The 25,550-nt window shown below is 70.2% G+C and carries 30 protein-coding genes and 1 pseudogene; 21 read left to right on the plus strand and 10 right to left on the minus strand.

Annotation, left to right across the window (positions count from 1 at the left end):
- Positions 1 to 55 precede the first annotated feature (55 nt).
- The 14 genes and pseudogenes from KW83_RS06510 (at position 56) to acs (ending at position 11,689) form a co-directional block, all read left to right on the plus strand.
- The gene (locus KW83_RS06510; RefSeq protein WP_036176392.1) at positions 56 to 1,360 is read left to right on the plus strand and encodes a cobyrinate a,c-diamide synthase; all 1,305 of its coding nucleotides are present in this window, start codon (positions 56 to 58) and stop codon (positions 1,358 to 1,360) included.
- 69 nt (positions 1,361 to 1,429) lie between these two features.
- Positions 1,430 to 2,161 carry a uroporphyrinogen-III C-methyltransferase gene (cobA, locus tag KW83_RS06515; RefSeq protein WP_036176394.1) on the plus strand — a complete coding sequence of 244 codons (732 nt, stop codon included), beginning with the start codon at positions 1,430 to 1,432 and terminating at the stop codon, positions 2,159 to 2,161.
- Positions 2,154 to 2,891, plus strand: coding sequence for a precorrin-6A synthase (deacetylating) (cobF, locus tag KW83_RS06520; RefSeq protein ID WP_036176396.1), 738 nt, complete (start codon positions 2,154 to 2,156; stop codon positions 2,889 to 2,891). The genes cobA and cobF overlap by 8 nt, the downstream gene beginning before the upstream one ends.
- Positions 2,888 to 3,211, plus strand: coding sequence for a DUF1636 family protein (locus tag KW83_RS06525; RefSeq protein ID WP_036176399.1), 324 nt, complete (start codon positions 2,888 to 2,890; stop codon positions 3,209 to 3,211). Before cobF ends, KW83_RS06525 begins: the two co-directional genes overlap by 4 nt.
- 624 nt (positions 3,212 to 3,835) lie before the next feature.
- Positions 3,836 to 4,408, plus strand: coding sequence for a TniB family NTP-binding protein (locus KW83_RS06530; protein ID WP_161785460.1), 573 nt, complete (start codon positions 3,836 to 3,838; stop codon positions 4,406 to 4,408).
- Positions 4,405 to 4,689, plus strand: coding sequence for a hypothetical protein (locus tag KW83_RS06535; RefSeq protein ID WP_036176405.1), 285 nt, complete (start codon positions 4,405 to 4,407; stop codon positions 4,687 to 4,689). Before KW83_RS06530 ends, KW83_RS06535 begins: the two co-directional genes overlap by 4 nt.
- Positions 4,673 to 4,900, plus strand: coding sequence for a hypothetical protein (locus tag KW83_RS06540; protein WP_036176408.1), 228 nt, complete (start codon positions 4,673 to 4,675; stop codon positions 4,898 to 4,900). The genes KW83_RS06535 and KW83_RS06540 overlap by 17 nt, the downstream gene beginning before the upstream one ends.
- Before the next feature lie 141 nt (positions 4,901 to 5,041).
- A complete protein-coding gene (locus KW83_RS21385; protein WP_235191374.1) occupies positions 5,042 to 5,305 on the plus strand; it encodes a phage protein GemA/Gp16 family protein in 264 nt (87 codons plus the stop codon).
- 534 nt (positions 5,306 to 5,839) lie between these two features.
- Positions 5,840 to 6,223: a helix-turn-helix domain-containing protein gene (locus tag KW83_RS06550; protein WP_036176413.1), complete on the plus strand. Its 384-nt coding sequence runs from the start codon at positions 5,840 to 5,842 to the stop codon at positions 6,221 to 6,223.
- Positions 6,220 to 6,903 carry a Mu-like prophage major head subunit gpT family protein gene (locus KW83_RS06555; RefSeq protein ID WP_051928327.1) on the plus strand — a complete coding sequence of 228 codons (684 nt, stop codon included), beginning with the start codon at positions 6,220 to 6,222 and terminating at the stop codon, positions 6,901 to 6,903. Before KW83_RS06550 ends, KW83_RS06555 begins: the two co-directional genes overlap by 4 nt.
- Before the next feature lie 51 nt (positions 6,904 to 6,954).
- Positions 6,955 to 7,395: a Mu-like prophage major head subunit gpT family protein gene (locus KW83_RS21835; RefSeq protein WP_152563499.1), complete on the plus strand. Its 441-nt coding sequence runs from the start codon at positions 6,955 to 6,957 to the stop codon at positions 7,393 to 7,395.
- A gap of 102 nt (positions 7,396 to 7,497) precedes the next feature.
- Positions 7,498 to 7,827: pseudogene (locus KW83_RS21840) on the plus strand (phage protease); the annotation flags it as partial.
- A gap of 216 nt (positions 7,828 to 8,043) precedes the next feature.
- Positions 8,044 to 9,168, plus strand: a complete 1,125-nt coding sequence (locus KW83_RS21845; protein ID WP_152563510.1) for a phage protease — start codon at positions 8,044 to 8,046, stop codon at positions 9,166 to 9,168.
- A 562-nt stretch (positions 9,169 to 9,730) separates the two neighbouring features.
- The gene (gene acs / locus KW83_RS06565; protein ID WP_036176422.1) at positions 9,731 to 11,689 is read left to right on the plus strand and encodes an acetate--CoA ligase; all 1,959 of its coding nucleotides are present in this window, start codon (positions 9,731 to 9,733) and stop codon (positions 11,687 to 11,689) included.
- Positions 11,690 to 11,841: 152 nt separating this feature from the next.
- Here acs and KW83_RS06570 read toward each other — a convergent pair whose 3' ends face one another.
- Positions 11,842 to 12,729: a DMT family transporter gene (locus tag KW83_RS06570; protein WP_036176424.1), complete on the minus strand. Its 888-nt coding sequence runs from the start codon at positions 12,727 to 12,729 to the stop codon at positions 11,842 to 11,844.
- A gap of 154 nt (positions 12,730 to 12,883) precedes the next feature.
- On the opposite strand from KW83_RS06570, the gene KW83_RS06575 reads away from it, so the two are divergent.
- Together KW83_RS06575 and KW83_RS06580 are read left to right on the plus strand one after the other, a co-directional pair.
- Positions 12,884 to 14,122, plus strand: coding sequence for a lytic murein transglycosylase (locus KW83_RS06575; protein WP_407667844.1), 1,239 nt, complete (start codon positions 12,884 to 12,886; stop codon positions 14,120 to 14,122).
- A gap of 3 nt (positions 14,123 to 14,125) precedes the next feature.
- Positions 14,126 to 14,473: a hypothetical protein gene (locus KW83_RS06580; RefSeq protein ID WP_036176427.1), complete on the plus strand. Its 348-nt coding sequence runs from the start codon at positions 14,126 to 14,128 to the stop codon at positions 14,471 to 14,473.
- Here KW83_RS06580 and KW83_RS06585 read toward each other — a convergent pair.
- Entirely contained in the window at positions 14,461 to 15,306 is an 846-nt protein-coding gene (locus KW83_RS06585) for an urea carboxylase-associated family protein (protein WP_036176430.1), read from the minus strand. The genes KW83_RS06580 and KW83_RS06585 overlap by 13 nt on opposite strands.
- A complete protein-coding gene (locus KW83_RS06590; protein WP_036176437.1) occupies positions 15,299 to 15,547 on the minus strand; it encodes a hypothetical protein in 249 nt (82 codons plus the stop codon). The genes KW83_RS06585 and KW83_RS06590 overlap by 8 nt, the downstream gene beginning before the upstream one ends.
- Before the next feature lie 258 nt (positions 15,548 to 15,805).
- On the opposite strand from KW83_RS06590, the gene accB reads away from it, so the two are divergent.
- The 3 genes from accB to aat are packed head-to-tail and all read left to right on the plus strand — an operon-like array spanning position 15,806 to position 18,291.
- Positions 15,806 to 16,297, plus strand: coding sequence for an acetyl-CoA carboxylase biotin carboxyl carrier protein (gene accB, locus KW83_RS06595; RefSeq protein WP_036176440.1), 492 nt, complete (start codon positions 15,806 to 15,808; stop codon positions 16,295 to 16,297).
- A 9-nt stretch (positions 16,298 to 16,306) separates the two neighbouring features.
- The gene (accC, locus tag KW83_RS06600; RefSeq protein WP_036176443.1) at positions 16,307 to 17,653 is read left to right on the plus strand and encodes an acetyl-CoA carboxylase biotin carboxylase subunit; all 1,347 of its coding nucleotides are present in this window, start codon (positions 16,307 to 16,309) and stop codon (positions 17,651 to 17,653) included.
- On the plus strand, positions 17,650 to 18,291 hold the full coding sequence (aat, locus tag KW83_RS06605; RefSeq protein ID WP_036176445.1) for a leucyl/phenylalanyl-tRNA--protein transferase: 642 nt from the start codon (positions 17,650 to 17,652) through the stop codon (positions 18,289 to 18,291). Before accC ends, aat begins: the two co-directional genes overlap by 4 nt.
- Here aat and KW83_RS06610 read toward each other — a convergent pair.
- From KW83_RS06610 to glpK, 7 genes are all read right to left on the minus strand, one after another.
- Positions 18,258 to 18,743, minus strand: a complete 486-nt coding sequence (locus KW83_RS06610) for a DUF2155 domain-containing protein (protein ID WP_081904505.1) — start codon at positions 18,741 to 18,743, stop codon at positions 18,258 to 18,260. The genes aat and KW83_RS06610 overlap by 34 nt on opposite strands.
- Complete coding sequence (locus KW83_RS06615; protein ID WP_036176447.1) at positions 18,740 to 19,120, minus strand: NADH:ubiquinone oxidoreductase subunit NDUFA12; 381 nt, start codon at positions 19,118 to 19,120, stop codon at positions 18,740 to 18,742. Before KW83_RS06615 ends, KW83_RS06610 begins: the two co-directional genes overlap by 4 nt.
- A gap of 60 nt (positions 19,121 to 19,180) precedes the next feature.
- Positions 19,181 to 19,561 carry a RidA family protein gene (locus tag KW83_RS06620; protein ID WP_036176457.1) on the minus strand — a complete coding sequence of 127 codons (381 nt, stop codon included), beginning with the start codon at positions 19,559 to 19,561 and terminating at the stop codon, positions 19,181 to 19,183.
- Between the two features lie 115 nt (positions 19,562 to 19,676).
- Positions 19,677 to 20,933 (minus strand): ATP-dependent Clp protease ATP-binding subunit ClpX, encoded by a 1,257-nt coding sequence (clpX, locus tag KW83_RS06625; RefSeq protein WP_036176460.1) that lies wholly within the window; start codon positions 20,931 to 20,933, stop codon positions 19,677 to 19,679.
- Between the two features lie 124 nt (positions 20,934 to 21,057).
- The gene (locus KW83_RS06630; protein WP_036176463.1) at positions 21,058 to 21,687 is read right to left on the minus strand and encodes an ATP-dependent Clp protease proteolytic subunit; all 630 of its coding nucleotides are present in this window, start codon (positions 21,685 to 21,687) and stop codon (positions 21,058 to 21,060) included.
- A 138-nt stretch (positions 21,688 to 21,825) separates the two neighbouring features.
- Positions 21,826 to 22,929: an iron-containing alcohol dehydrogenase gene (locus tag KW83_RS06635; RefSeq protein ID WP_036176466.1), complete on the minus strand. Its 1,104-nt coding sequence runs from the start codon at positions 22,927 to 22,929 to the stop codon at positions 21,826 to 21,828.
- A gap of 237 nt (positions 22,930 to 23,166) precedes the next feature.
- Complete coding sequence (gene glpK / locus KW83_RS06640) at positions 23,167 to 24,654, minus strand: glycerol kinase GlpK (protein WP_036176468.1); 1,488 nt, start codon at positions 24,652 to 24,654, stop codon at positions 23,167 to 23,169.
- A 191-nt stretch (positions 24,655 to 24,845) separates the two neighbouring features.
- On the opposite strand from glpK, the gene KW83_RS06645 reads away from it, so the two are divergent.
- On the plus strand, positions 24,846 to 25,274 hold the full coding sequence (locus KW83_RS06645) for a hypothetical protein (RefSeq protein ID WP_036176470.1): 429 nt from the start codon (positions 24,846 to 24,848) through the stop codon (positions 25,272 to 25,274).
- On the plus strand, positions 25,274 to 25,549 hold the full coding sequence (locus tag KW83_RS06650; protein ID WP_036176472.1) for a hypothetical protein: 276 nt from the start codon (positions 25,274 to 25,276) through the stop codon (positions 25,547 to 25,549). The genes KW83_RS06645 and KW83_RS06650 overlap by 1 nt, the downstream gene beginning before the upstream one ends.
- The last annotated feature ends 1 nt before the right edge of the window (position 25,550 follow it).

Consider the following 25,550-nt stretch of genomic DNA (forward strand, 5'->3'; position numbering starts at 1 on the left):
CTTTCCCCAAATATCCCCGCCGGAGGCCGCGCAACGCCTGCCGCGGGAACCGCAGATGATCCCGGGCCTCCTCGTCTCCGCCCCCGCATCCGGAACCGGCAAGACCACGGTGATGCTGGGCCTTCTCCGCGCCCTGGCCCAGGACGGGCTGGCAGTCCAGCCCTTCAAGTCCGGTCCGGACTACATCGACCCCGCCTTCCATCTGGCCGCCGCGGGACGCGCCTCCTACAACCTCGACAGCTGGGCGATGGACGAGGCACTGCTGGGCGCCATCGCCGCCCGCGCAGCCGGCGCCGACATCTGCATCGCCGAAGGCTCCATGGGTCTCTACGACGGCGTCGCCACCAGGGGCCGCGCGGGCTTCGGCTCTTCGGCAGAGACAGCGCGGCGCATGGGTTGGCCGGTGGTCCTGGTGATCGATGCCGGCGGCCAGGCGCAATCCGCCGCCGCCACCGCCCTGGGGTTCGCGCGCTACGCCCCGGACCTGCCGTTCGCAGGCGTGATCCTGAACCGCGTCGCCTCGCCCCGGCATGAACGCCTGATCCGCGCCGGGATGGACCATGCGGGCCTCGCTGTCCTGGGCGTTCTGCCCCGGCGCGGGGATCTTGCCCTGCCCGAGCGGCACCTGGGCCTGATCCAGGCCGTCGAGCACCCGGATCTGGAGGCCGCCATAGCCGGCTACGCGACCTTTCTGCGCGACAACGTGGACCTCGCCGCGATCCGCACCGCCGCCCGCATCGGACCCGCGCCCCCGCTCGGATCCCTTCCGCCGCCCCCCGCCCAGCGCATCGCCCTGGCCCGGGACGCGGCCTTCTCGTTCACCTACCCGCATCTCCTCGAAGGCTGGCGGCAATCGGGGGCCGAGATCCTGCCATTCTCGCCGCTGGCCGATGAGGCACCCGCGCCGGAGGCGGACCTCGTCTGGCTCCCCGGCGGCTATCCTGAGCTTCACGCCGGACGCCTCGCGGCCGCCGACACCTTCCGCGCCGGCCTCGCCCGCCATGCCGACACCCGCCCCGTCCACGGCGAATGCGGCGGCTACATGGCGCTGGGGGCGGCACTGATCGACAAGGACGGCACGCGGCACCGGATGGCCGGCCTTCTTGGTCTCGTCACCAGCTACGAGACCCGGAAGTTTCACCTGGGATACCGCCGCGCGGTGCTGACCCGGCCGATGCCCGGCCACCCTCCCGGCACGGCGCTCCGCGGCCATGAGTTCCACTATTCCACGATCCTCGACAGCCCGGACCCGCCCCTGGCCAAGGTTGCCGACGCCGACGGCAATCCCGTCCCGGAGACGGGCGCCTGCCGTGACCGCGTCAGCGGCACGTTCTTTCACATGATCTCGGCCGAGCCCTGATCCCCCGGGCGCCAAGATTCTCGGAACGAGAATCTTCCCCCGCCCCGGTGCAGCGCGTAAAGCCCCGCCATGACCGGTTTCGTCAGCTTCGTGGGCTCCGGCCCCGGCGACCCAGAACTTCTGACCCTGAAGGCGGTGGATCGCCTGAAACGCGCCGACGCGGTGCTGTTCGACGACCTGTCCGCAGGGCCGATCCTGTCCCATGCCCGCGCGGGGGCCGACCTCGTGGGCGTCGGCAAGCGGGCCGGGCGCCCGTCCCCGAAACAGGACCACGTCAGCCGCCTGCTGGTGGATTACGCGCGCCAGGATCTGCGCGTGGTGCGGCTGAAATCCGGCGATGGCGGCGTGTTCGGGCGGCTGGAGGAGGAACTCGTCGCGCTCCGCGCCGCCGGCATCGCCCATGAGATCGTGCCAGGCGTTCCCTCGGCCATCGCCGCCGCGGCCGCCGCCGGCATCCCGCTGACACGCCGCCTCACCGCGCGCCGGGTGCAGTTCGTCACCGGCCACGACGCCACCGGCGCGCTGCCTACCGACATCGACCTGGACGCGCTGGCCGATCCCACCGCCTCGACCGTGGTGTTCATGGGCAAGCGCACGTTCCCGGCGCTTGCCCGCGCGCTCATTGCCCGCGGTCTGCCCGCCCACCAGCCCGCCATCCTGGCCGAGGCGGTCTCGACCCCCGACCAGACCCTGACCCGAACCACCGTCGCCGCCCTGGCCGATGCACTCTCCCACGCCACCGGCGCCCAGCCGGCGCTGATCCTCTACGGCCCCCTGGCCGACGGCCCCCCGGATGACTGAACTCTGGCTCATCGGCATCGGCACCGGATCGCCCGGCCACGTGACGCTCGAGGGGCAGGCCGCGCTGAAAGCCGCGCGCACCGTGCTGATCCCCCGCAAGGGGACGGGCAAGGAGGATCTCGCCGATCTGCGCCACCGCATCCTGCACAACGCCGGCAGCACCGCGCGGCAGGTCCATTTCGACTACCCCGCGCGCGACCCCGCCCTGCCCTACGAGCCCCGCGTGCGCCTCTGGCACGATGAGATCGCGCGCCGCTGGCAGACGGCGCTCGGCGGCGCCGAATCCCCCGTGGCACTGCTGGTCTGGGGCGATCCCGGACTCTACGACAGCACCCTCAGGATCGCAGGGCGCCTGTCTCCGAAACCGCGGCTGAAAGTCATCCCCGGCGTCACCGCGCTCCAGGCCCTGACCGCGGCCCACGCCATCCCCTTCAACACCGTGGCCGGCGCGGTCACCGTCACCACCGGGCGCCGCTTGCGCGATCACGGCTGGCCGGAGGGGGCGGAGACGCTTGCGGTCGTGCTCGACGGTGAGGCGAGCTTCCTAACCCTCGCCCGGCCGGACCTGACGATCTGGTGGGGCGCCTATCTGGGGATGGCCGAGCAGATCCTCGATCATGGACCGCTGCCAGAGGCCGGGCCGCGGATCGCCCGCACCCGCGCCGCCGCCCGCGCCGCCCATGGCTGGATCATGGACACCTACCTGCTGCGCACCGAAGACACGGCATGAGCGCCACGGTCACCCTGTGTACCACCTGCGGCGCGGCGGATCCGGTCCCCGCCCTGACCGCGCGGCTGGCCGCAGAGGCCCTGCCGGTCGCGGTGCGGGGCCATCCGTGCCTGAACCTCTGCGCCGCGCCGACGGCCATGGCGCTCCAGGGGCCGGGCCGGGCCAGCTACCTGTTCCACGGGATCGACCCGGTCCGCGACGCCGCCGACATCGCCGCCACGCTGCGGCTCTACCTGGCGGCACCTTCCGGCTGGATCGAGGACGCCACAGGCTGCGGACGCCTGCGCGACTGCCTGGCCGGACGGATCCCGCCGCTCTAGCGCGCCTCCCGACCCGGCGTCGCTATCGTCCCGGCCGGCCCGCCTGTCCCGGCGCGTGGCATGGACTGTCAGCCGCCGCGCGCCGCGTCTGGGGATGGACCGGGCCCCGCACGCCCGGCCCGGCGCCCCCGTCGACACGGACGCGGGCTGGAGTCTTGCCTTGCGTGCTTTCAAGTTCGACGAACCCGGGCGCGAAACCGATGGTCCCCGGCATCGGATCGCGACGGCTCGCCGCCTGGCAGTTCAGCCCGGCCGCCGCGTTTGGGGGGGGGGAAGCTCGACCTGTGCGCCCGGCTGAGCGCTTTCAACAGGTTTGTCACCACCTCGAAAAAAAAGACGAACAAAATCAATGTTCTGTAAATCGGCGTTTCACTGGTTTTGTCACGTTCGGGGGGTGATCGGGGCGATTTACTGGTTCTGTCACCGAGAAAATTCAATGGAATCAGCGCGGGGCAGTTCGGACCGTTAAGCGTCCGCTTAACGGTTACAGGTAGCCAACCGCGATTTTCGCACCGGTGGCTTTCGCGTCTTCGAGTTCGCGGAAATACGAATCGCGGAAGCGCCACGCCCGGTCGAAAGCCGCCTCTTCGGCCTTCTTCATCCAGTCTTCGCTTCCTACTTCGAGTGCTCGTCCAGGCGGTGCGGGGCGAAGGGACGCCCTGGAACTTCGCGCATAGTCTGGCCGGCATCTGGGGTTACGCCCCGCCTGACTTCCGCACGGTCCCGGAAGCGCGAGTAACGTTAGCATCGTTCATCGGACGCTACCGGATGATGATCGTGGACGAAGCGCAGTATCTCGACCAGAAGAACCGCCGGACGGGCAAATGCGGCGAGGCGCTGGAATGGCTGCGCGGCATGGCGGAGACCGGCGGTTTCCCGGTGGTATTGTGCGGCGACTCGAACCTCATTGCCGCCGTCTCTTCGATGCCGCAGCTGCAAAGCCGGATGCGCCGCCCTGTCGTGATTGAAGGCGTTCGTCCAAAGGATGTGGAAGCCCTCGCCAGTGGAACCGGCCGGGACAGCCCCGAGGCGGTCAAGGCGCTGGCGGCGGTCGCACGGAAGCGCGGCGGGTTGCGGAACGTCGAGAATATCATCCGGCGCGCGGGTCTCTTCGCCGGGCGCGACGTGCCGAACCTGTCGCATCTCAAGGCCGCGATCCTCGACATGAAGCTCGCCCCGAAAGGAGACCTGAAATGACCGTCAACTTTACACTCCCCACCGAACTCACACCGGAACAGGTCGAAGGCAAATGCCTGATCTACATGGTTGCGGGACCGGGTGACGCGCTCGACGCCATGCGCCGGGTTGCGGCCGCGCAGCTGGCCTTCGCGGAAGCCGAGCGCGCCCGCGAGGATCGGCCCGCTGCGCGAGAGGCGGTCGCGAATGCAGCCGCGATCCTTGATGCCTTCGTTCATGCCGATGCGCAGGGTCCGTTCCCGCGTGTCAAGAAGGAGTCATCCAATGACCCGGCGTGCTGACCGGGACCAGGCGGATCGGCTGAACGACCTTCACCTGGCGCTGTACGACGCGGCCTGTGTCTTCGACGCAYTCGGCCGGGGCGATCTGGACGAAGGCGAGGCTCTGGCGATTGCGCGCCTGGCCAGCCAGGCGATCCGGCGGATCGCGGAGACGGATGGGGAAGCCGCGGTGCTCTACGGCGGCGGCCAGGCCGGAAAGGACGCGCCATGAGCATCGCCAAGCGGCAGATCGCGCTGCTGCATGTCGCGAAAGGCAAGCTCGACCTGTCGGAAGAGCACGACCGCGCGACCTTGGTCCACATGGCGGGTGTGACCAGATCCACGGCCCGACCAGGACGGGTTCGACGCGATCATGGGGGTCCTCGCGTGGATGGGGCTCCGGCCCCTGGCGAAGACCGGCCCGAACGGCGGCGACCGGCCCGGCATGGCGCGCTTCGCGCAGCTCGAACCGATCCGCGTCCTGTGGGCCGAATGGACCAAGGGCGCGGGCACGGCGGACGGACTGAACACGTGGATCGAACGAACCTTCCACGCGTCGAGCCTGCGGTTCCTCACGAAGGGCCAGGGTCGGAAGGCAATCACGGCGCTCAAGGCGATGGAGGCCCGCGCGGCCTGAGCGACGCACCTGCGAAGATGAAGGGCGGCGGTCGCGCGGGTCGCCGCCCTTCGGCGTTTTCGCTAGACGCGCTGAGCGGCCCGATGAGCGCCATCTTCTCCATTCGGCCCCCCGGGTCCTGAAACCCGAGTTGGCCACACAGACCCCTTTAACTGGTATTAAATGGACGCGTTGCGTGCCGTTCCTCGGGGCCGATTGGCGTCTGCCGTTGAAATCGGCCCCAAAAGGGGGTATTTCGAGGGTGACGCGCCTGAGCCAGTCGGAGCACCCGGTCGTGTGCCGGGAGGGATGCGTTCCGCCCCTCCAGGCGCGTCATGCGCCGTCTCTTGATTTCGGTCGTCACCCGTCGCAGAGTTTCGGCGCGGCCGAACCGGACGGAGCGCCGGCTCTGTGCCGGGAGGGACCTTTCCGCCCCTCCGGACGCGCCCCCGACACCTGTCGGCGGAGACATGTGTCGGCCGATGCCACATACCTCCGGGCATATATCCGGACCCCTCCGACCTTCCGATCCCGAGCTGCGCCGAAGCGCGGTCCATGGGCTTCGACATCCCTGGGCTGATCCCCGCCATGGAGGCGGAGCTGGGCGTCGAGACGTGCCGCACACGCCGGGTCCGGCACGCCGGCCAGCGCGTCGATCTTCCCCGGACCGACCGAGCCCGGCCGGACGACCCGCATGCGACCGCCATCCTCTGGCTGAGCGACCGGCCGGGCTTCGGCCAGCTCTTCGTCCCGCTCGGCCCCGCCCGGCGCAACATCCGCGCCGCCCGGGCGGTGCTGCGCACCAGCCGGAACGGCCACAGCACTGACCGGATCGCCTCTGCCCTGGGCATCGACACCCGGACCGTCACCCGCTACCGCGCGCGGCTTCGCGCCCACGGCCATGACCTCACCCCGACCACCGACAGGACCCACCGATGATCGTCAACAGCCAGAACCTCGACCTCGCCTACAGGGGCTTCAAGACCGTCTATACCGACGCCTGCACCAAGGCCCCCGTCACCTGGGACAAGATCGCCATGACCGTGCCCTCGGCCGTGCGAGAGGAGACCTACGGCTGGCTCGGCCAGTTCCCGCAGATGCGCGAATGGCCGGGCGGCGGGCGCGTGCTGAAGGACATCGAGGCGCAGTCCTACACGAGCGCGAACCGCAAGTTCGAGAGCGCCTTGAACATCCGGCGCGAGGATGTCTCCGACCGCCTGGGCATCTTCAAGCCGATGATCGCCGGGACGGGCCACACCGCGCGGCTGCCGCCCGAAGAGCCCCTCTRCGGCCTGCTGGAAMCCGGAGCCTCGGCGCTCTGCCATGACGGTCAGGCGGTCTTCGACGCCGATCGCCCGACCGTGGATGCGGACCGTCGGCAATTGCGATGGCGGCACGTCGGGCACGCCGGGTCCGGCCTGGTATCTCTTCGACACGCCCGCGCCATGGAGCATCACCAGGCGGCAGATCGCGCTGCTGCATGTCGCCAGAGGCAAGCTCGACCTGTCGGAAGAGCACGACCGCGCGACGCGCGTTCACATGGCGGGTGTGACCGGATCCACGGCTCGACCGGGACGGGTTCAACGCGATCAACCGCCCCGGCGATGCGCATGTCTTGATGACCGGCGAGATGACCGGCGCGTTCCTCTGCGGCGTCCGCGCGCGGGTGAATGCGGGCTTCGGGCCGTGGCATCTCGGCTTCGCCTCGAAGGCCCCGCGCACGGGTCCGGAACGACGTCTCCGCCCGCACCGCGATGAGGCGCCCGCGCGGCGGCAAGGGCCGCATCCCGAGCGTCACGCCGAACACCGTGGTCGTCCCGCCGGAGCTGGAAGACGACGCGCTGCACGTCCTCGATACCGAGCTGACCGAGACCGGCGGGAGATGGAGGACCGCGCCCGCGATGCCGGGGCCGGGGTGGATCCGGTTCCAACCCCGCAAGGCGACGGCCGAGCCGGTCGTGACCCCGCTCCCGGCGGGCCGACCATGGCCGCCCCGGCCGCCATCCGCCAAGCGCAGCGCCTGCCGGACGGCACGGCGCGGACCCGGCCCGTCCACCTCATCCCGGTCGGCGCGTCTCCCGTGCCGCCCTACCAATAGAGCCAAGACGTGACCGATACGCCCGATCCGATGACTAAGGCCCTCGCCGCTCTGGATGAGGCCGCAGCCGCGCTGGCCACCGCTCGCGCCGCTCTTGCATCCGCCCTTGAAGGGGATGTTCAACGCCCCCGAAACACTCCGTTCAAGCCGCCCGCCACAACGCCCGAGGAGCACCGGCGCGAACATCGCTCCGGCAAGCCGTGCCGGGCGGCGCGACCGGACGGACGATCCGGCCGCGGTCATCCGGCGCACCCGCGACCGGGGTGTGGACCCGTCCGTGGACCATGCGCACCCCTCGGCCCACCTCGCGCTTCGCAAGAACGGGCCGGTCCCGGCCGCGGGCCGGATCGGGGAACCGGTCGCCGGGCCGGACGGGCTATGGGGCCGTGTCGAGTGGACGGCACGGGCGCGCGCGACGATCCCCGCGCGGGAGGACCGCTGCCCGAGCCCCGTCTCCACCCCCGCCCCGCAGCAAGATCCCGCGCGTCGAGGGCGCGGGTCCGGTCCGCGAACCGAACCTCGAACTCACCGCCCTGTCCCGCCAGGAGGCCACGATGAACGAACCCGACCCCGCCACCGACCCGACCGACCTCGCCCGGATCGCCGCCGCCCCCGGCCCGGGGATGCAGACATCGACGCGATCCGCGCCGCCCCGGACGGGATGACAGCCGAGAACCGCGCCGCTCCGGACCCGGCCCGCTCCGCGCCCGTCGCAGCCGTCGCCGAGCTGATGCGCGCCCATCGCGACCGGTCCGCCAGCATGTCCGACCGGGAAGCCGAGGCCCGCGTGGACGCGGCAACCGTCGCGGGCCACATCACGCCCGCGATGCGCGATTGGGGGCGCTCCGCCGCCAGTCGCCCGACAGTTTCGACGAGTTCCTCTCATCCTCGGCCGCGCCGTTCGCGAAGCTGTCCGAACCGCAGCACCGGCCGCGCCCGCGCGCATCCGGCCCGGCGCATATCGACGCCGGCACCGCCGCGCCCGTCGCGAAGCTGTCCGAGCCGCAGCGCCGGCCGCGCCCGCGCGCCGCGGATGACCGCCGCGGCCCCCGACGGATCCGGCGCACGGCCTGCGGCCCTCGCGGCCGTGGACGACGCCGCCGCCGCGCCCGCGCGCACCCGGCGCGGCTCAGGTGGATGCCGGCACCGCCGCGCCCTGCCGCCGGCTCGACCCTCGGGCCGAGCGCCTTCGGCTGACCCATCGCCGGCCGCGGGCCGGGGGCGACACGCGGCCGGGTCCGGGTCCGGGTTCGGGTTCGGGAGGCGTGCGGGCCGAACGGAGCGCGTCCATCGCTCGACCCGGTCCGCCACGTTCAGCGCCACCCGTGCCGCCTCCGCAGATCCGCGGCATGTCCGAAAGCGACGAACAGCGCGCGAAGGCACCCGCACATGCCGCTTCGGCATTCGGGGMGCCGGCACGGGCCCTGCGTCCGGAGGGCGTCGCCATGACGGGCGCGGCACGTATCGACGCGGCCCGGAATGGCGCTCGATGTCCTGCAAGGGCAGCCGCGCGGTCGGTCGGGCCCGTGCGCCGCGGATGACCGCCGCGGCCCCCGACGGATCCGGCGCGTTGCCTGGCGCCCCGACGGATCCGGCGCACGGCCTGCGGCCCTCGCGGCCGTGGACGACGCCGCCGCCGCGCTGGCAACCGTCCGGGCCGCGCCCGACGCCGCCCGTGAACGGGACGTTCGACGCCCCCGAAACACCCCGTTCACCCCGCCCGCCACACCGCCCGAGGAGCACCGGCGCGCGCACCGATCCCGACGGCCGCGCCGGATCGACATAGGACCCGGACCCGCGCGCCTTCATCAACGACCGGATCGACCACATGACGTTCGCGCAGGTCGCAAACGCCGTGGCCGAACACTTCCCGCCTGACCGCCGCGTCGGCCGGTCGGCAATCCACGCCTGGTGGAAGCTCCGGCGAAAAACGACACCTCTATCCTGACCTTATCCGACGTCACACCATTCCGGATAGGAGCCGGACTTCCGGTCTCTTCCGTGTCAAAACCCCCTGTAACTCCCTGTCAGAAACAGGTGTAACCACACAGCCCTGGCCTCTGCCCCCCCCAACGCGAATGTCTCGCAGGTCGGCTTCTGCCTGGACGACGACACGCCCGGACCGTTCTCCATGAGGTTAACCCGCGAACCTGGGCATCGCCAGCACCGCCGGGATCCCTGCAGGACGGGGATCTGCGGCAGCAGTACCTCGCCATCTAGGCCTTTGGCGCTATGGTTTTCCCTGAGGCGAGGGGTAAGTCTCTCACAGGTTCGCGCCCCTGCGGCGCGTATTGAACAACCGGCGCGGGCCAGACCCCGTCATCGCGCCATCGCGAGGAGGAGAGCACATGAAGGACGAAGACGCAGCCAAGATGCACCCGCCGTCGGAGGCATTCGCCAGGTCGGCCCACGCTGATGCGGAGACCTACGAGAAGATGTACGACGCGTCCATCGCAGACCCGGACGCCTTCTGGGCAGAGCACGGCAAGCGCATCGACTGGATCAAGCCCTACAGCAAGGTCAAGAACACGACGTTCGACTACGGCAAGGTGGATATCCGCTGGTTCGAGGACGGCACGCTGAACGTCGCCGCAAACTGCATCGACCGGCACCTGAAATCGCGCGGCGACCAGACCGCGATCATCTGGGTACCGGACGCGGACGACGGCTCCGACCAGACGATCAGCTATAGCCAACTGGCCAGTCATGTCGGCAAGTTCGCCAACGTCCTCAAGGAGATGGGGGTGGAGAAGGGCGACAGGGTCATCATCTACCTGCCGATGATCCCGCAGGCCGCCTATGCCATGCTGGCCTGCGCGCGGATCGGCGCGGTCCATTCGGTCGTCTTCGCGGGCTTCTCCCCCGATGCGCTGGCCCAGCGCGTCAACGGGTCCAAGGCCAAGGTCGTGATCACCTCTGACGGGTCGCTGCGCGGCGGCAAGGTCACGCCGCTGAAAGCCAATGCCGACAAGGCGTTCCAGAAGGTCGAGCACGACGCCAAGATGCTGGTGGTCAAGCGCGCCGGCAACGACATCGACTGGACCGACGGCCGCGACCACTGGCTCCATGAGATGGAGGACACGGTGTCCAACGACTGCCCGCCGGAGGAGATGGCGGCAGAGGATCCGCTGTTCATCCTCTATACCTCGGGCTCCACCGGGCAGCCCAAGGGCGTCGTCCACAGCCAGGGCGGCTATCTGGTCTATACCGCCATGACCCACCAGTACACGTTCGACTACCACGATGGCGACGTCTACTGGTGCACGGCCGATGTCGGATGGGTCACCGGGCACAGCTACATCGTCTACGGCCCGCTCGCCAACGGCGCCACGACGCTGATGTTCGAGGGGGTGCCCACCTATCCCGACGCGGGACGGTGCTGGAAGATCTGCCAGGACCACAAGGTGAACCAGTTCTACACCGCCCCCACCGCGATCCGCGCGCTCATGTCCAAGGGCGACGACTTCGTGGAAAAGTACGACCTGTCGTCGCTCAAGGTGCTGGGCACGGTGGGTGAGCCGATCAACCCGGAGGCCTGGAACTGGTACAACGATGTCGTCGGCAAGGGCGAATGCCCCATCGTCGACACCTGGTGGCAGACAGAGACCGGCGGCCACATGCTCACCCCCCTGCCCGGCGCCACCCCCACCAAGCCGGGGTCGGCCACCCGGCCGTTCTTCGGCGTCCAGCCGGTGGTTCTGGACCCCGAAAGCGGCAAGGTCCAGGAGGGCAACGGCGTGTCGGGCGTGCTGGCCATCGCCGACAGCTGGCCGTCGCAGATGCGCACGGTCTACGGCGATCATGAGCGGTTCATGAATACCTACTTCCAGCAGTACAAGGGCTACTATTTCACGGAAGACGGCTGCGAACGGGACCAGGACGGCTATTACTGGATCACCGGCCGGGTGGATGACGTCATCAACGTCTCCGGACACCGGATGGGCACGGCAGAGGTGGAATCGGCCCTTGTCGCCCATGACGCGGTATCGGAGGCCGCGGTGGTCGGCGTGCCCCATGACGTGAAGGGTCAGGCGATCTATTGCTACGTGTCGCTCATGGACGGACAGCAGCCGTCCGACGGGCTAAAAAAGGAGCTCAGCGACTGGGTGCGGAACGAGATCGGCCCCATCGCCAAGCCCGACTACATCCAGTGGGCGCCCGGCCTGCCCAAGACCCGGTCGGGCAAGATCATGCGGCGGATCCTGCGCAAGGTCGCGGCGAACGAGCACGATCAGCTTGGCGACACCTCGACGCTGGCGGAGCCGGAGGTCGTGGACGATCTGATCGAGAACCGCCTGCTGAAATAGGGGGCACGGGCGCGCGGGACCGGGCGTCCGCGCGCCGTATCCGTGGCTTCGGCCCCGCAGGCCAAGGCCCTGCGGGGGCCGGGGCTGTGTTGGCCGTCGGACCGGGACAAGGACCCGGCCCGGCGCAGGTCATGCCGCGCCCGCCTCCGGTCTCAGCCTTGGGGCGCGCGCGGGGCGGGGACCAGCGCGACGACCGCCAGCCCGGCCAGGATCGTTCCGGCGGCAAGCACGCCCAAGCCCGTCAGGCGTTCGCCGACGACCCAGACCGCAAGGACCAGCGCGGTCACCGGCTCGGCCAGCGCCAGGGTCACGCCGGTGGAGGCCGCCATCCGCGTCAGGCCCCAGGTATAGAGCGCATAGGACAGGCCCGTCGCCCCGATCCCCAGAAAGATCAGCGGCCCCCAGACCCCGGGCGCGCCCAGCCAGCCGAGCGGAGCCAGCGCCAGCACCGGTGCCGCAAGGGCCGCCGCCACCACGAACGTTCCCGCGGCCAGCGACGTGGACGGCACGCCCCGCCCGACGCGGCTGGTCGCCAGCGAATAGGCCGCGTAGCAGGCGCCCGCGGCCAGGGCGAGCGCAACGCCCTGCCCCGCCGTCCCGCCTGTCCCGCCGCCCAGCCCCAGCAAGCCGACCCCCAGGACGGCCAGACCCTGCGCCCCGCCGCGCAGCCGGCCGGGCCAGCGACGGTCCCACGCGATCTCCCAGGCCGTGGCCCAGATCGGCGCGCTGCCGATGGTGACGGCGGTGCCGACGCCCACGCCCGCATCGCTGACCGCGCGGAAAAACAGCAGGTTGTAGGCGCCGATGGCGATCCCGGCAAAGAGGACGCCCCGCCAGGGCAGACGCGCCAACCCGCGGCGGGTATCGGGCCGCGACAGGGCGAGCGCCAGCAGCGCCAGCGCGCCGATGGCCAGCCGCAGGGCGCCGACGACCAGCGGCTCCCGCGCGTCGGGCAGGGCCGTCTGGACCGTGCCCGTGCTTCCCCAGAGCACCGCGGCGGCCAGAACGGCGGCGATGCCCGTCCATCTCGCCCTGGTCATGTCGCCCTCCCGTCGTCATGCCGCGCGGCCCGGCGGACCGCCCCTGTCCGTCGCAAGCCGACCGCGCCGCCGCAAGGCGAATCTGTGCCTGCCCCCTTCCCCACCGTCGCGCGGCTGGGCTAGGCTGCGCCCAGACCCCGATCCGGAGCCCGATGTGACCCTGCGCGCCCTTCTGCTGCTCCTTGCAATCGCCCTGGCCGCGCCCGCCGCGGCACAGGACCGCGCCGGCGTGGAACGCCAGTTCCGCACCTGGCTGGAACGGACCGTCTGGCCCCGGGCCCGCAACCAGGGCGTCGCGCGGGCCACGTTCGACGCGGCCTTTGCGGGCGTGGCGCTCGACTGGGATCTGCCGGATCTCGTCCCGCCGGGCAGCGCGCCGCGCAGCGCCCGCACCCAGAGCCAGTCCGAATTCGGCGCGCCGTCGCGCTACTTCAGGCGCGGCACGGTGGACGGGGCCACCTCGGTGGGGCGGCAGATGGCGCGCGCCCATGCCGGAACGCTCGCCCGGGTCCAGTCCGCGACCGGCGTGCCCGGCCGCATCATCCTGGCGATCTGGGGTCGCGAAAGCGGCTACGGCCGCGCCGCCATCCCCCATGACGCGTTCCGCGTGCTGGGAACCAAGGGCTTCATGAGCACCCGGGCGGACTATTTCACCGATGAGCTTGTGGCCGCGCTGCGCATCGCCCAGGCCGGCTACGCCCCCGAAAGCGCGATGAGATCCAGCTGGGCGGGCGCGCTGGGACAGCCGCAGTTCATGCCGTCGAGCTTTCTGCGCTATGCCGCGGACGGAGACGGCGACGGGCGCGCCGACATCTGGCGGTCGGAGGCCGACACCATCGCGTCGATCGGCAGCTACCTGGCGCGGCACGGCTGGGTCGCGGGCCGCGACTGGGGGTTCGAGGTGACGCTGCCGGCCTCTGTTTCCTGCACGCTGGAAGGCCCCGACCAGGGCCGCCGGATCGCCGACTGGGCGGCCATGGGCATCACCCGCGTCTCCGGACGGCCCTTTCCGGACGCGGAACTGCGGGGCGAGGGGTTTCTCATGCTGCCGGCGGGCCGGAACGGTCCCGCCTTCGTGGTCACGCCGAATTTCTACGTGCTCAAGGACTACAACATGAGCGATCTCTACGCGCTCTTCGTGGGCCACGTGGGCGACCGGATCCAGTATGGCGTCGGCGATTTCGCCGCCCCCTGGGGACAGGTCGGGCGGATGATGCGCTCGGACATCGCGGCGATGCAGCGGGGGCTGGAGGCCATGGGCCACGACGTCGGCGGCGCGGACGGATTGCCGGGCTACAAGACGCGTCGCTCCATCGGCCGCTGGCAGGAGGCGACGGGCCAGCGCGCGACCTGCTTTCCGCAGCCGTCGATGACGTCCGCCCTGGCCCGCTGAACGATGGCCAGAGACCATCCGGAGACGCCGGACGGGCGCTATTTCGTCGCCAAGGGCCGGCTCTGGCGCAGGACCGATCCGCGCCTGCCCGACGCGGAGCGCCGCGCCGCCGTCAAGGCGCTGATGCAAGCCCGCCGCGACGTGGGGCGCGCGACCGGCGACGACGAACGACGGGACGCGCGCAGCCGGGTCGATGCGGCCAAGCACCGGCTGGGCGAGCGCGGGCCCGTCTGGTGGACCGACGGCGCCCCGGACGAAAGCCGGCGCGCGCCCTGGAACAGCAGCTATGCGGCGTGGTGGGCGGCGCTCGACGACGCGACCAGGGCCAGGGGCGCGCCTCAGACCCCGTGACTGCGGTCGTAGCCGGAGACCGGCGGCTCCCGCCACGCCGCCAGGACCGCGGCGGAGGGGGCCAGAACCTCCATCTCCAGCGGATGGCAGGCGGCCGTGTCGCTGGAATGTTCGGTCCCGCAATCGCCGCCCGGGCAGGCGCTGAGCACCGCCAGAAGGTCGATTTCGGCCAGAAGGTCAAAATGGTCGCCGGGGCGCACCGGGCTGGCCTTCATGAAATACTGGCCCCTGTCGGCGGTGAAGCCGGTGCACATGAACACGTTCAGGACATCGTGGACATGGGCCTCTGCCGCCACCCGGCCCAGACCCGTGGCCTGCGCCAGCGCGCGGGTCAGGTTGGAGTGGCAGCAATGGTGGTAATCCGCATCCGACAGCAGCCGCCCCGTATAGGGATCGCAGCGCGTGCCGATCACGTCATGGACCCGCGCGCCCCAGGCATCCGTGCCGTACCAGTCCAGACTGTCGGCCGCCACCGTCGCCATGGGCCGCAGGTAGGGAAAACAGGACCACATCCGGTCCCCCGTCCCCAGATGGGTGCCGTGGAGGGCGCGGGTCTTGCCGGAATAGAACCGCTCGGCCAGGTTCGCGGCGGCGAACAGGTTCAGATCGCCCACCTGGGGGCCCTCGACGCTGAGGATCCGCAGGACGTGACCTTTGGGCACCCGGATCGCTGCGGCGTCGCGGGGCGGCACGCGCAGGCCGTCCACGGGGGTCAGATCGGACAGGACCGCGTCGATGCGCCCCGAGTCGGGGCGGGGCAGGCGTTCCGCGGGATAGCAGAGGACGGGGGCGACGGCGCGACGCTTCGCGGCGTCCGCCGGGGCGTCAGGCATCGCAGACCTGGACGCCCTGATCGTTCAGCAGGCGAACGCCCTCGGCGGTCTCGGACTGTACCAGAACGATCCCGTAGCAGCCGTCCGCGTCGCGGATTAGAAAGGCCGGGTCGATGCCCGCGGGCAGCGCCGCCAGGGCGGCGGGGGAGATGTTGCGAAGGCGCCCCTCCTCGTCGTATTCCGACATCACGCAGGCGCCCAGCAGCAGCAGCGCCGCCAGGCCGATCGATCCGTTCCGCATGCGCCACGTCTCCCCTGCTGCGACCTCGCGGAGGCTAGCAGAGGGCCCAAGGGGGTCAAGGAGGGGCCGGAGCGGCGCCGGACCCGGCCCCGCCGCGTGGCAATAACACATCGGTCGCGCGCCGCGGCCCGGTCGCCTGCCCGCAGAACACCGCGATTTTCCCTGCGGCGTTCGCCTTTCCCCCGCCGTAACCCTATCATATAGACAGCCGAACAGGGGCCGATCCACGATTGGCCGGAACAAAGCGACGAGGACGGCATGAGCGACACGCGGCACGATTCCGATGTGGCCTTTATCAAGGCCCTTGCCGAGCTTCTGCGAGAGAACGACCTGACCGAACTGCGGGTAAAACGCGAATACGCCGAGGACGACAGCCTGGATGTCCGCGTCTCCCGCGGCGGACCGCCGCCCGGTCCGGCCCAGATCCAGGCGCCGCAGCCCGCCGCACCCGCCCCCGGCGCCCAGAGCGCCGGTCCCGCGCCCGCCGGCGGAGACGCCGCGGACCCTGCCGCGGATCCCGGCGCCATCGCATCGCCCATGGTCGGAACGGTGTATCTGGCGCCGGAACCCGACGCCCCGCCGTTCATCAAGGTCGGCGACACCGTCGAAGAGGGTGAGACGCTGCTGATCGTCGAAGCCATGAAGACGATGAACCACATCCCCGCTCCGCGATCGGGAAAGGTCACCCGGATCATCGTCGAGGACGGCGCGCCGGTCGAATACGGCGCGCCCCTCGTGATCCTGTCCTGAGGCGGGCGCATGTTCGACAAGATCCTCATCGCCAATCGCGGCGAAATCGCGCTTCGGATCATCCGGGCGGCACGGGAGATGGGGATCGGATCGGTCGCGGTCCATTCCACCGCCGATGCCGACGCCATGCATGTGCGCATGGCCGACGAAAGCGTGTGCATCGGACCGCCCTCCGCCGCGCAGTCCTACCTGAACTTTCCGGCGATCATCTCCGCCTGTGAGGTCACCGGCGCCCAGGCGATCCACCCCGGCTACGGCTTTCTGTCGGAGAACGCCAGTTTCGTGCAGATCGTGGAGGATCACCAGCTGACCTTCATCGGCCCCACGGCCGAGCATATCCGGATCATGGGCGACAAGATCACCGCCAAGGACACGATGCGCGCCCTTGGCGTACCTTGCGTTCCGGGCTCCGACGGCGGCGTGCCGGATCTGGAGACGGCGCGCGCCGTGGCGGCCGACGTGGGCTTTCCGCTGATCGTCAAGGCAACCGCCGGCGGCGGCGGGCGCGGCATGAAGCTGGCGAAGACGCCCGCCGATCTGGACCGCGCCTTCCAGACCGCGCGCGCGGAGGCCAAGGCCGCCTTCGGCAACGACGAGGTCTATCTGGAACGCTACCTGGGCCGCCCCCGCCATATCGAGGTGCAGGTCTTCGGCGACGGGCGCGGCGGGGCCGTGCATCTGGGCGAGCGGGACTGCTCGCTCCAGCGCCGCCACCAGAAGGTTCTGGAAGAGGCGCCCGGCCCGTCGATCACGCCGGAGCAGCGCGCCGACATCGGCGCCCGCTGCGCCGCCGCCGTGGCGCGGATCAACTACGCCGGCGCCGGCACGGTCGAGTTCCTCTACGAGGACGGAGAGTTCTTCTTCATCGAGATGAACACCCGCCTCCAGGTCGAGCACCCCGTGACCGAGGCGATCTTCGGTGTCGATCTGGTCCGCGAGCAGATCCGCGTCGCCGCCGGCCTGCCGCTCAGCTTCACGCAGGATGAGCTGGTCCCCCGCGGCCACGCCATCGAAGTCCGGATCAACGCCGAGAAACTGCCCGCCTTCTCGCCCTCCCCGGGGCGGATCACCCAGTATCACGCGCCCGGCGGCCTGGGCGTGCGGATGGACAGCGCGCTCTATGACGGCTACCGGATCCCGCCCTATTACGACAGCCTGATCGGCAAGCTCATCGTTCACGGGCGCGACCGGCCGGAGGCTCTGGCGCGTCTGGGCCGCGCCCTGGGAGAGTTGATCGTGGACGGGGTGGACACCACGGTGCCCCTCTTCCATGCGCTTCTGCAGGAAGAGGCGATACAGACCGGGGACTATACGATCCACTGGCTCGAACACTGGCTTGAGACCCATCTGGGGTGAGCGCCCGCGGCCTCACGCCGGAGCTTTTGCTGTCGGCCTATGCGCGCGGCATCTTCCCCATGGCCGACAGCCGCCATTCGTCAGAGATCTACTGGATCGACCCGCGGCTGCGCGGCGTGCTGCCGCTGGACGGCTTCAGGGTCTCCCGGTCGCTGCGCCGCACGATCCGCAGCGCGCGGTTCGCGCTCGGCTTCGACGCGGATTTCGCGGGCGTCCTGGACGGCTGCGCCGACCGGGCAGAGACCTGGATCAACCCCGAAATCGCCCGCCTCTACATGGAACTCCACGCCGCGGGCCACGCCCATTCCATCGAGGTCCGGGAGGGCGGCACGCTGGTGGGCGGCGTCTACGGCGTCACGCTGGGCGCGGCGTTCTTCGGGGAATCGATGTTCTCGCGCCGCACGGATGCCTCCAAGGTGGCACTGGCCTATCTGGTGGACCGGCTTCGGCTATCGGGCTTCCGCCTCTTCGACACCCAGTTCCTGACCCCGCACCTGGCCTCTCTCGGCGGGGTCGAGATCGGCCGCGCGGACTACCATGCCGCATTGGACCGCGCGCTCGCCATCCCGGCCCGGCTCGACACATCCGCGCCGGACCCCCCGGCTCAGGTCCTGCAGCGCATGACCCAGATATCGTAGCGGGGATGCTCCAGCGCGTTCAGCGCCGGAGAGTCGGCGATCATCCAGCCCGCAAAGGACGGCTGCTGCGCGCCGGGCTCGCGGATCACCAGATAGGCGTAGGCATTGCCGTTGGGGTCCGTCACCGGATAGCGGCACTCTCCCAGGGTGACCTGCAGACGGCCCACCTCGGCAGTCTCGCCCACCGCGACCTCCAGATCGCCGACATCGCCCGTCAGCTTGTCGAGCCCGCGCAGAACGGCGCCGCCGGCCTGCTCGACACGGTCGCTTTCCTCGGTGGTGACGTCGCCGCCCAGCGGACCCAGCACGCCGTTTTCCCAATCGTCCCGAAGCTGCTCCTCATCCACCTCGTCGGAAAACAGATCCTCGGCGCCGGGGATAATCTCCTGCGCCGGAGCGGATCCGGCCCAGAGGACGAGGCCCAGAAGGGCCCCGGCAGTGAGGAGGGTCATTCCGGCGTCCATGCCTCGTAATCCTCTTTCGGGGCCGGCTGGAGCCGCCGGATCGATCCTGCGGGCGCGTAGGCCGCGGGCGTCCCGGTCAGGTTCGGCAGATGCGGCTTCTCCCAGGACTTGTGCGCAATGGGACGCTCCGTCGGCGGCGCGTCCCAGGTGTGGTGCAGCCAGCCATGCCATTCCGGCGTCACCCGGCTGGCCTCTGCCTCGCCGGAGAAGATCACCCAGCGGCGCCCCTCCTTGGAACTGTAGTAGGTGTTTCCGGCCTCGTCCTCGCCCACCTTGGTGCCGTGACGGCTGGACCACAGCAGCGTGTTCAGCGTCGCCCCGTTCCACCAGGTGACGGCCTGCAGCATGCGGTTGAGGATACCCATGGGTCTCTCCGTTCTCGACTGGTCCGCTATGGCCCATGGAAGCGCCAACGTCCAGCGCCGTCACTCCGGCAGGCGGGCGTCCACCTCGATCTCGATCTTCATCTGCGGTGTCTGCAACCCGGCGACGAACATCGTCGCGGCGGGCCGGATGGCGCCGAACACGGTAGAGGTCACCGGCCAGCAGGCCTCCCAATCCGCCCGGTCGGACAGGATGTAGCGTACCCGCACCACGTCCGCCATGGAGGCCCCGGCCTGGGTCAGCGCCGCCTCGATCGTGAAAAGGGCGTTGCGACATTGCGCGGCCACGTCCTCGGGCATCTCCATGCTGGCGTAGTCGTAGCCCGTGGTCCCCGCGACGCAGACCCAGCCATCGCTGACCACCGCCCGGCTGTAGCCGATCCGCTCTTCGAAGGGCGATCCGGTCGAGATCAGCTTTCTCATGCCCGCGTCCCTTCCGACATGGTCCGGGCGCACCTGCTCCCGGCCGCGCGGGGATCCTTGGAAAACGGCCGGTGGCCCCGCAGGGCCCCTCTGCCGGATCGGCCGGCAGGGCGCATCAGCCCGCGCTGGCCGATTCCTTCTGGTCGGCATAGATGGTCAGCGGCGCGGCGTCCGATGTCACGGCCTCGTCGTTGACCACGACCTCCTGCGCGTTCTCGGTGCCCGGAAGGTCGAACATCGTGTCCAGCAGGATGTCCTCCATGATCGACCGCAGCCCCCGGGCGCCGGTCTTGCGCTCGATCGCGCGCTTGGCGATGGCCGACAGGGCATCCTCGGTAAAGCTCAGCTTTACGTCCTCAAGCTCGAACAGGCGCTGGTACTGCTTGACCAGGGCGTTCTTGGGCTGGGTCAGGATGGTGACCAGTGCCTCTTCGTCCAGATCCTCCAGGGTCGCGATCACCGGCAGGCGGCCGACGAATTCGGGGATCAGACCGAACTTCAGCAGATCCTCGGGCTCCAGCTCCTGGAACTGCTCGCCCACGCCGCGGTCGTCGTTGTTCTTCACATCGGCGCCGAAGCCGATGGAGGATCCCTTGCCGCGCTGGGCGATGATCTTTTCCAGCCCGGCAAAGGCGCCGCCGCAGATGAACAGGATGTTCGTCGTGTCCACCTGCAGGAATTCCTGCTGGGGATGCTTGCGCCCGCCCTGCGGAGGAACGCTCGCCACCGTGCCCTCCATGATCTTCAGCAGCGCCTGCTGCACGCCCTCTCCGCTCACGTCGCGGGTGATCGACGGGTTGTCGGACTTGCGGGTGATCTTGTCGACCTCGTCGATATAGACGATGCCGCGCTGGGCGCGCTCGACATTGTATTCCGACGCCTGCAGCAGCTTGAGGATGATGTTCTCCACATCCTCGCCCACATACCCCGCCTCGGTCAGGGTGGTGGCGTCGGCCATGGTGAACGGCACGTCGAGGATCCGCGCGAGCGTCTGGGCCAGCAGCGTCTTGCCGCAGCCCGTGGGGCCGATCAGCAGGATGTTGGACTTCGCCAGCTCTATGTCGGACTTGCCGGCGTTGTTGAGCCGCTTGTAGTGGTTGTGGACCGCGACCGACAGGACCCGCTTGGCGACCCGCTGGCCGATCACGTAATCGTCCAGCACGTCGCAGATCTCCTTTGGGGTCGGCACCCCGTCGGAGGATTTCAGCCCGGTCGTCTTGGTCTCCTCGCGGATGATGTCCATGCAGAGCTCGACGCATTCGTCGCAGATGAACACCGTCGGCCCGGCGATCAGCTTGCGGACCTCATGCTGGCTCTTGCCGCAAAACGAGCAGTAGAGCGTGTTCTTGCTATCGCCTGAGTTGTTCGCCATCGATCATCCTTCGGGGCATCCCGCCCTTCTCGTCCTGCACGGCACGCGCCTTCGGCAAAGCCTAGGACGGCGGTGCCGCGCTCGCAATGTCAAAAACCTCGAAAAAGATCGCGGCCGACGGGGCTCACCCGGCCTCCTCGCGCTCCTTGCGGTTCTCCACGATCTCGTCGATATGGCCCCATTCCTTGGCCTCCTCTGGCGTCATCCACTTGTCGCGGTCAAGCGCCCTCTGCACCGTTTCGAAGTCCTGCCCGGTGTGCTTGACGTAGAGCTTGTAGAGTCTCTCGCGGTTGCGTTCGATGTTGCGCGCCGAGATCAGGATGTCCTCGGCCGTGCCCTGGAAACCGGCCGAGGGCTGGTGCACCATGAACTCGGAGTTGGGCAAGGAGAACCGCATTCCCTTCTCACCGGCCATGGACAGCACCGACCCCATCGACGCCGCAAGCCCGCAGACCAGCGTGGACACTTTCGGCCGGATGTACTGCATCGTGTCGTAGATCGACAGGCCCGCCGACACCGACCCGCCGGGAGAGTTGATGTACATGGAGATCTCCTTCTTCGGATTCTCCGCCTCCAGATGCAGCAGCTGTGCGACGATCAACTGGCTCATGCCGTCGTGGACGGGGCCGTTCACGAAGACGATGCGCTCCTTCAGCAGCCGCGAGAAGATGTCATAGGCCCGCTCTCCGCGGGAGGTCTGTTCGACCACCATCGGGACCAGGTTGTTGGTGTAGTTCTCGATGGGGTCGCGCATGAACCGGCCTTTCCTGTGCCTGCCTCGAAGTCGGACGAGTCTTAGTCACGCGCCGGGACAGCCGCAAGGCTTGGCCGGTCCGACGATCGCCCCGCAATTGCGGGGCGGGGCGGGGATGTCAACCCGGCGCGCGGGACGCTACCACGCCGCCTCCAGGATCCCGACCAGCACGCCCGCCTCCAGCGCCACCGGATTTCCCCGCATCGACGACGACCCGGCCGCCGCTTCGGCCACATCCCGAATGTCGTCGCGCGACAGGCCCATCTCGCCCAGGCGCGGCAATCCGTGGCGCCGCGCCCAGTCCCCGATGTCGCCGCCGAGCGCCGCGCGGCTCCACGCCTCGACCTCCGCGATCCGCTCCGGCACGGCGCCCGCGGCCCGGTTCGCGGCCAGCCCGTGGGGCAGGAGCGCACCGCAAATGGCCCCGTGCGGCGCGCCCGAGACCCCGCCCAGCGGTCCCGCCAGGCCGTGCACGACCCCCAGCCCGGCATTGGCCAGCGCCATTCCGCCGCACAGGCTGACCCAGGCCATGCGGTCGCGGGCGTCCGCGTCCTCGACCTCCATGAGCCGTGCCAGGGCCTGCAGACCCGCCGGGATCGCCGCGCGGCAGAGCGCGTCCGTCAGCGGGTTGGCGCGGGCGGACAGGTAGGGCTCGATCACTTGGCAGACCGCGTCGAGCCCGGAGGCCAGCGTGACCGGTTTCGGGCACCCGTCGGTCAGCGACGGGTCCACCAGCGCCAGATCGGCCAGCATCCGGTCGTCCCGAAGCGAGACCTTGCGCCGCATCTGCGGGACCGCGATCACCGCGTTCTTGGTGACTTCCGCGCCGGTCCCGGCAGTGGTCGGAATCGCCGCGAAGGGAAGCGGATCGGCGTCCAGCGGCCGCCCCTCCCCCACCACTTCCAGATGCCGCATCGCGCCGCCGGGTGCGGGCAGCAGCGCCGCCAGGGCCTTGCCGGCGTCGATCGCCGATCCGCCGCCCAGGGCCAGGACCACCTCGGCGCCCCGCGCCCGCCGCACACCGTCCTCGACCAGCGCGACGTCGGGCTCGCGCGGGACGGACAGCCGCACGACCTCGCAGCCAAGCGCCTCCAGCGCCGCCGCCAGCCCGTCGGAGCGCCCCGCCGACGCCCCCCCGACCACGCAGACCCGCCGCCCGCGCGCTACCGCCCAGGGCGCCGCCTCGGCGGCGACCCCGCGCCCGAAACGGATCTCTCCCGCCGTGCGAAACGTGAACGTCATCCAAACCCTCCGATCCGACCCCGCGGGCCGTGCCCCCGCCACCGGCGCGCGGCGCCCGCGGGCTTTCCGCCACGGACCGCGCCCGGAACTCCGGAACCGCGCTCCCCCGCCAACACCGCGCCGGCACCGCATCCCGAACCCCCGGGAGCCGCCCGCCGCGGACGATGCATCTTCATCTTTCCAGAAATATCCCGGGGGGCCGCCGCAGGCGGCGGGGGCAGCGCCCCCTCCCACCCCTCATACCGACATCGTCGCCGCGACGGCGCGTTTCCAGCGGGCGTATTTCCCGGCGCGCAGGTCCGCCTCCATGGCCGGCTCGAACGATCGGTCCAGCCGCCAGCTGTCCGCGAACCCCTCCATCCCCGGATAGATCCCGGCCCGCATCCCCGCCAGCCAGGCGGCGCCCAGCGCCGTGGTCTCCAGCACCTCGGGCCGGTCCACCCGCGCGCCGATGATGTCGCTCAGGAACTGCATCGCCCAGTCAGAGGCGCTCATGCCGCCATCGACGCGCAGCGTCTCGGGCTCGCCCTTTCCGGACCAGTCGTCGAACATCGCTTCCAGCAGGTCGCGGGTCTGGTAGCCCACGCTCTCCAGCGCCGCGCGCGCGACCTCCTCGGGCCCCGTCGCCCGCGTCAGCCCGTAGACCGCGCCGCGGCAGTCCGCGTTCCAGTAGGGCGCGCCGAGGCCCACGAAGGCGGGCACCAGCACCACGTCCTGGCCCTCGTCCGACCTCTCGGCCAGGGCTTGCGTCTCTTCGGCCGAACGGATGATCTTCAACCCGTCCCTGAGCCATTGAACCACGGCGCCGGCGATGAAGATCGAGCCCTCCAGCGCATAGGTCGTCCTGCCGTCGATCTGGTAGGCCACCGTGGTCAGCAGCCGGTTCTGCGACCGCACCGGCGTCTCGCCGGTGTTCAGAAGCGCGAAGCACCCGGTGCCGTAGGTCGATTTCATCATCCCGGGCTGGAAGCAGGCCTGGCCGATGGTGGCCGCCTGCTGGTCGCCCGCGACGCCCAGGATCGGGATCTCGCGGCCGAAGAGATCGCGCCGGGTCACGCCGAAGTCGGCGGCGCTGTCCTTGACCTCGGGCAGCATCTCCATGGGGATGTCCAGCATCCCGGCGATGGTCGTGGACCACCCGCCCTTGAAGCTGTCATAGAGCAGCGTCCGGCAGGCGTTGGTGGCGTCCGTCACATGGGACTTCCCGCCGGTCATCTTCCAGATGAGATACGTGTCCACGGTGCCGAACAGCAGCTCGCCGTTCCTCGCCCGCGCGCGGCTGCCGTCCACGTGGTCGAGGATCCATTTCAGCTTCGTCCCCGAGAAATACGGGTCGAGCAGCAGCCCGGTCTTCTCGATCACCTGATCCTCGTAGCCACTGTCCTTCATCTCCGCACAGATCTCCGAGGTGCGGCGGTCCTGCCAGACGATGGCGTTGTGGATCGGCTTGCCGGTCTCCTTGTCCCAGACCACGACGGTCTCGCGCTGGTTGGTGATCCCGATGCCGGAGATTTCGCCCTCCGGCACCCCGGCCTTCTCGATCGCCGACCGGCACACCGCGGCGGTCGAGGACCACAGGTCCGACGGATCGTGCTCGACCCAGCCCGACTGCGGGTAGTGCTGCTCGAACTCCTCCTGGGCGCTGGCCACGACCTTCATGTCGCCGTCGAAGATGATCGCCCGGCTCGACGTCGTGCCCTGGTCGATCGCCATGATATGAGACATGCGCTTCCTCCCTGTTCCTGCCGTGCGTCCGTTCCGGCACGCTGCACAGCACCTAGGGCGCGCGGCGCTGGTGCAAACCGGCGTTAAATCCTACCGCGTCTCCAGATCGGGAAAAGGCGTTGCGCATGAAACTCGGGTTGTAGGTCGGGACGCTGGCCGGAACGGTCCTTGTCCACAGCTGGATCGCGGCGGTGCTGGTGTCGTTCTCGTCCGAGGCGATGGCCGGCCGGGTGCTGGCCGCCCTCCGGGACACGCCTTTCGGCGGTGCGGTGGTCGAGGCCGCGGGGCATCGTGCCCTGGAAGACCGGATCGAAGCGCTCCGGGGCGACCTGGACCGGCTGCGCGCCGAGCGCGACCGGGCACGCGGCGCGCTGGAGGATGCGGGTCGGCTGATCGCCGTCTCCCGGACCGGGCAGGACCGATTGCAGGACATGCCGGACGACGCGGGGCGACGCCTCGCGCTGGCCGTGACGGCCGGAGGGGAGGCAGAAGAGCGCCGGAAGCAGCAGGAGAGACGGATCCGCGCGGCGGCGGGCGCGGTGCGCTCGGCCTCCGCCCAGGTTGCGCGGCGCACCTCGCGCGCCGCCGCGCGCAACACGCGCGCCTGCCGGCCGAGGTGATGCCCTTCGCCGGCGTGGCGGTCATCGTCGGGGCGACGCCGCTCGATCTCTGCGACGTCTGCGCCATCATCCGGGACATGAACCGGATCCGCGCCGCGGTCGGTCTGGACCAGCTGCACGACACCGTCTCGGCGACCTGCGCCTGGACCGAGAAGATGAACACCTACGTCCCGTGTCACGCGCCCGACCGCGCGGCCCAGGTCGCGACCCTGCGCCAACAGGGACTGCCCGAGGATGCCGAGGCGCTGGCGGACACCTGCACAGAGGACGGCTGAG

Source organism: Palleronia rufa (assembly GCF_000743715.1).
GTDB lineage: Bacteria > Pseudomonadota > Alphaproteobacteria > Rhodobacterales > Rhodobacteraceae > Palleronia > Palleronia rufa.

What these genes read in the sequence shown, in the direction of transcription:
- KW83_RS06510 (WP_036176392.1), top strand. Translation starts at nt 56, where the DNA reads ATGATCCCGGGCCTCCTCGTCTCCGCCCCCGCATCCGGAACCGGCAAG.
- cobA (WP_036176394.1), top strand. Translation starts at nt 1,430, where the DNA reads ATGACCGGTTTCGTCAGCTTCGTGGGCTCCGGCCCCGGCGACCCAGAA.
- cobF (WP_036176396.1), top strand. Translation starts at nt 2,154, where the DNA reads ATGACTGAACTCTGGCTCATCGGCATCGGCACCGGATCGCCCGGCCAC.
- KW83_RS06525 (WP_036176399.1), top strand. Translation starts at nt 2,888, where the DNA reads ATGAGCGCCACGGTCACCCTGTGTACCACCTGCGGCGCGGCGGATCCG.
- KW83_RS06535 (WP_036176405.1), top strand. Translation starts at nt 4,405, where the DNA reads ATGACCGTCAACTTTACACTCCCCACCGAACTCACACCGGAACAGGTC.
- KW83_RS21385 (WP_235191374.1), top strand. Translation starts at nt 5,042, where the DNA reads ATGGGGGTCCTCGCGTGGATGGGGCTCCGGCCCCTGGCGAAGACCGGC.
- KW83_RS06550 (WP_036176413.1), top strand. Translation starts at nt 5,840, where the DNA reads ATGGGCTTCGACATCCCTGGGCTGATCCCCGCCATGGAGGCGGAGCTG.
- KW83_RS21835 (WP_152563499.1), top strand. Translation starts at nt 6,955, where the DNA reads ATGCGGGCTTCGGGCCGTGGCATCTCGGCTTCGCCTCGAAGGCCCCGC.
- acs (WP_036176422.1), top strand. Translation starts at nt 9,731, where the DNA reads ATGAAGGACGAAGACGCAGCCAAGATGCACCCGCCGTCGGAGGCATTC.
- KW83_RS06570 (WP_036176424.1), bottom strand. Translation starts at nt 12,729, where the DNA reads ATGACCAGGGCGAGATGGACGGGCATCGCCGCCGTTCTGGCCGCCGCG.
- KW83_RS06580 (WP_036176427.1), top strand. Translation starts at nt 14,126, where the DNA reads ATGGCCAGAGACCATCCGGAGACGCCGGACGGGCGCTATTTCGTCGCC.
- KW83_RS06585 (WP_036176430.1), bottom strand. Translation starts at nt 15,306, where the DNA reads ATGCCTGACGCCCCGGCGGACGCCGCGAAGCGTCGCGCCGTCGCCCCC.
- KW83_RS06590 (WP_036176437.1), bottom strand. Translation starts at nt 15,547, where the DNA reads ATGCGGAACGGATCGATCGGCCTGGCGGCGCTGCTGCTGCTGGGCGCC.
- accB (WP_036176440.1), top strand. Translation starts at nt 15,806, where the DNA reads ATGAGCGACACGCGGCACGATTCCGATGTGGCCTTTATCAAGGCCCTT.
- accC (WP_036176443.1), top strand. Translation starts at nt 16,307, where the DNA reads ATGTTCGACAAGATCCTCATCGCCAATCGCGGCGAAATCGCGCTTCGG.
- KW83_RS06610 (WP_081904505.1), bottom strand. Translation starts at nt 18,743, where the DNA reads ATGACCCTCCTCACTGCCGGGGCCCTTCTGGGCCTCGTCCTCTGGGCC.
- KW83_RS06615 (WP_036176447.1), bottom strand. Translation starts at nt 19,120, where the DNA reads ATGGGTATCCTCAACCGCATGCTGCAGGCCGTCACCTGGTGGAACGGG.
- KW83_RS06620 (WP_036176457.1), bottom strand. Translation starts at nt 19,561, where the DNA reads ATGAGAAAGCTGATCTCGACCGGATCGCCCTTCGAAGAGCGGATCGGC.
- clpX (WP_036176460.1), bottom strand. Translation starts at nt 20,933, where the DNA reads ATGGCGAACAACTCAGGCGATAGCAAGAACACGCTCTACTGCTCGTTT.
- KW83_RS06630 (WP_036176463.1), bottom strand. Translation starts at nt 21,687, where the DNA reads ATGCGCGACCCCATCGAGAACTACACCAACAACCTGGTCCCGATGGTG.
- KW83_RS06635 (WP_036176466.1), bottom strand. Translation starts at nt 22,929, where the DNA reads ATGACGTTCACGTTTCGCACGGCGGGAGAGATCCGTTTCGGGCGCGGG.
- glpK (WP_036176468.1), bottom strand. Translation starts at nt 24,654, where the DNA reads ATGTCTCATATCATGGCGATCGACCAGGGCACGACGTCGAGCCGGGCG.
- KW83_RS06650 (WP_036176472.1), top strand. Translation starts at nt 25,274, where the DNA reads ATGCCCTTCGCCGGCGTGGCGGTCATCGTCGGGGCGACGCCGCTCGAT.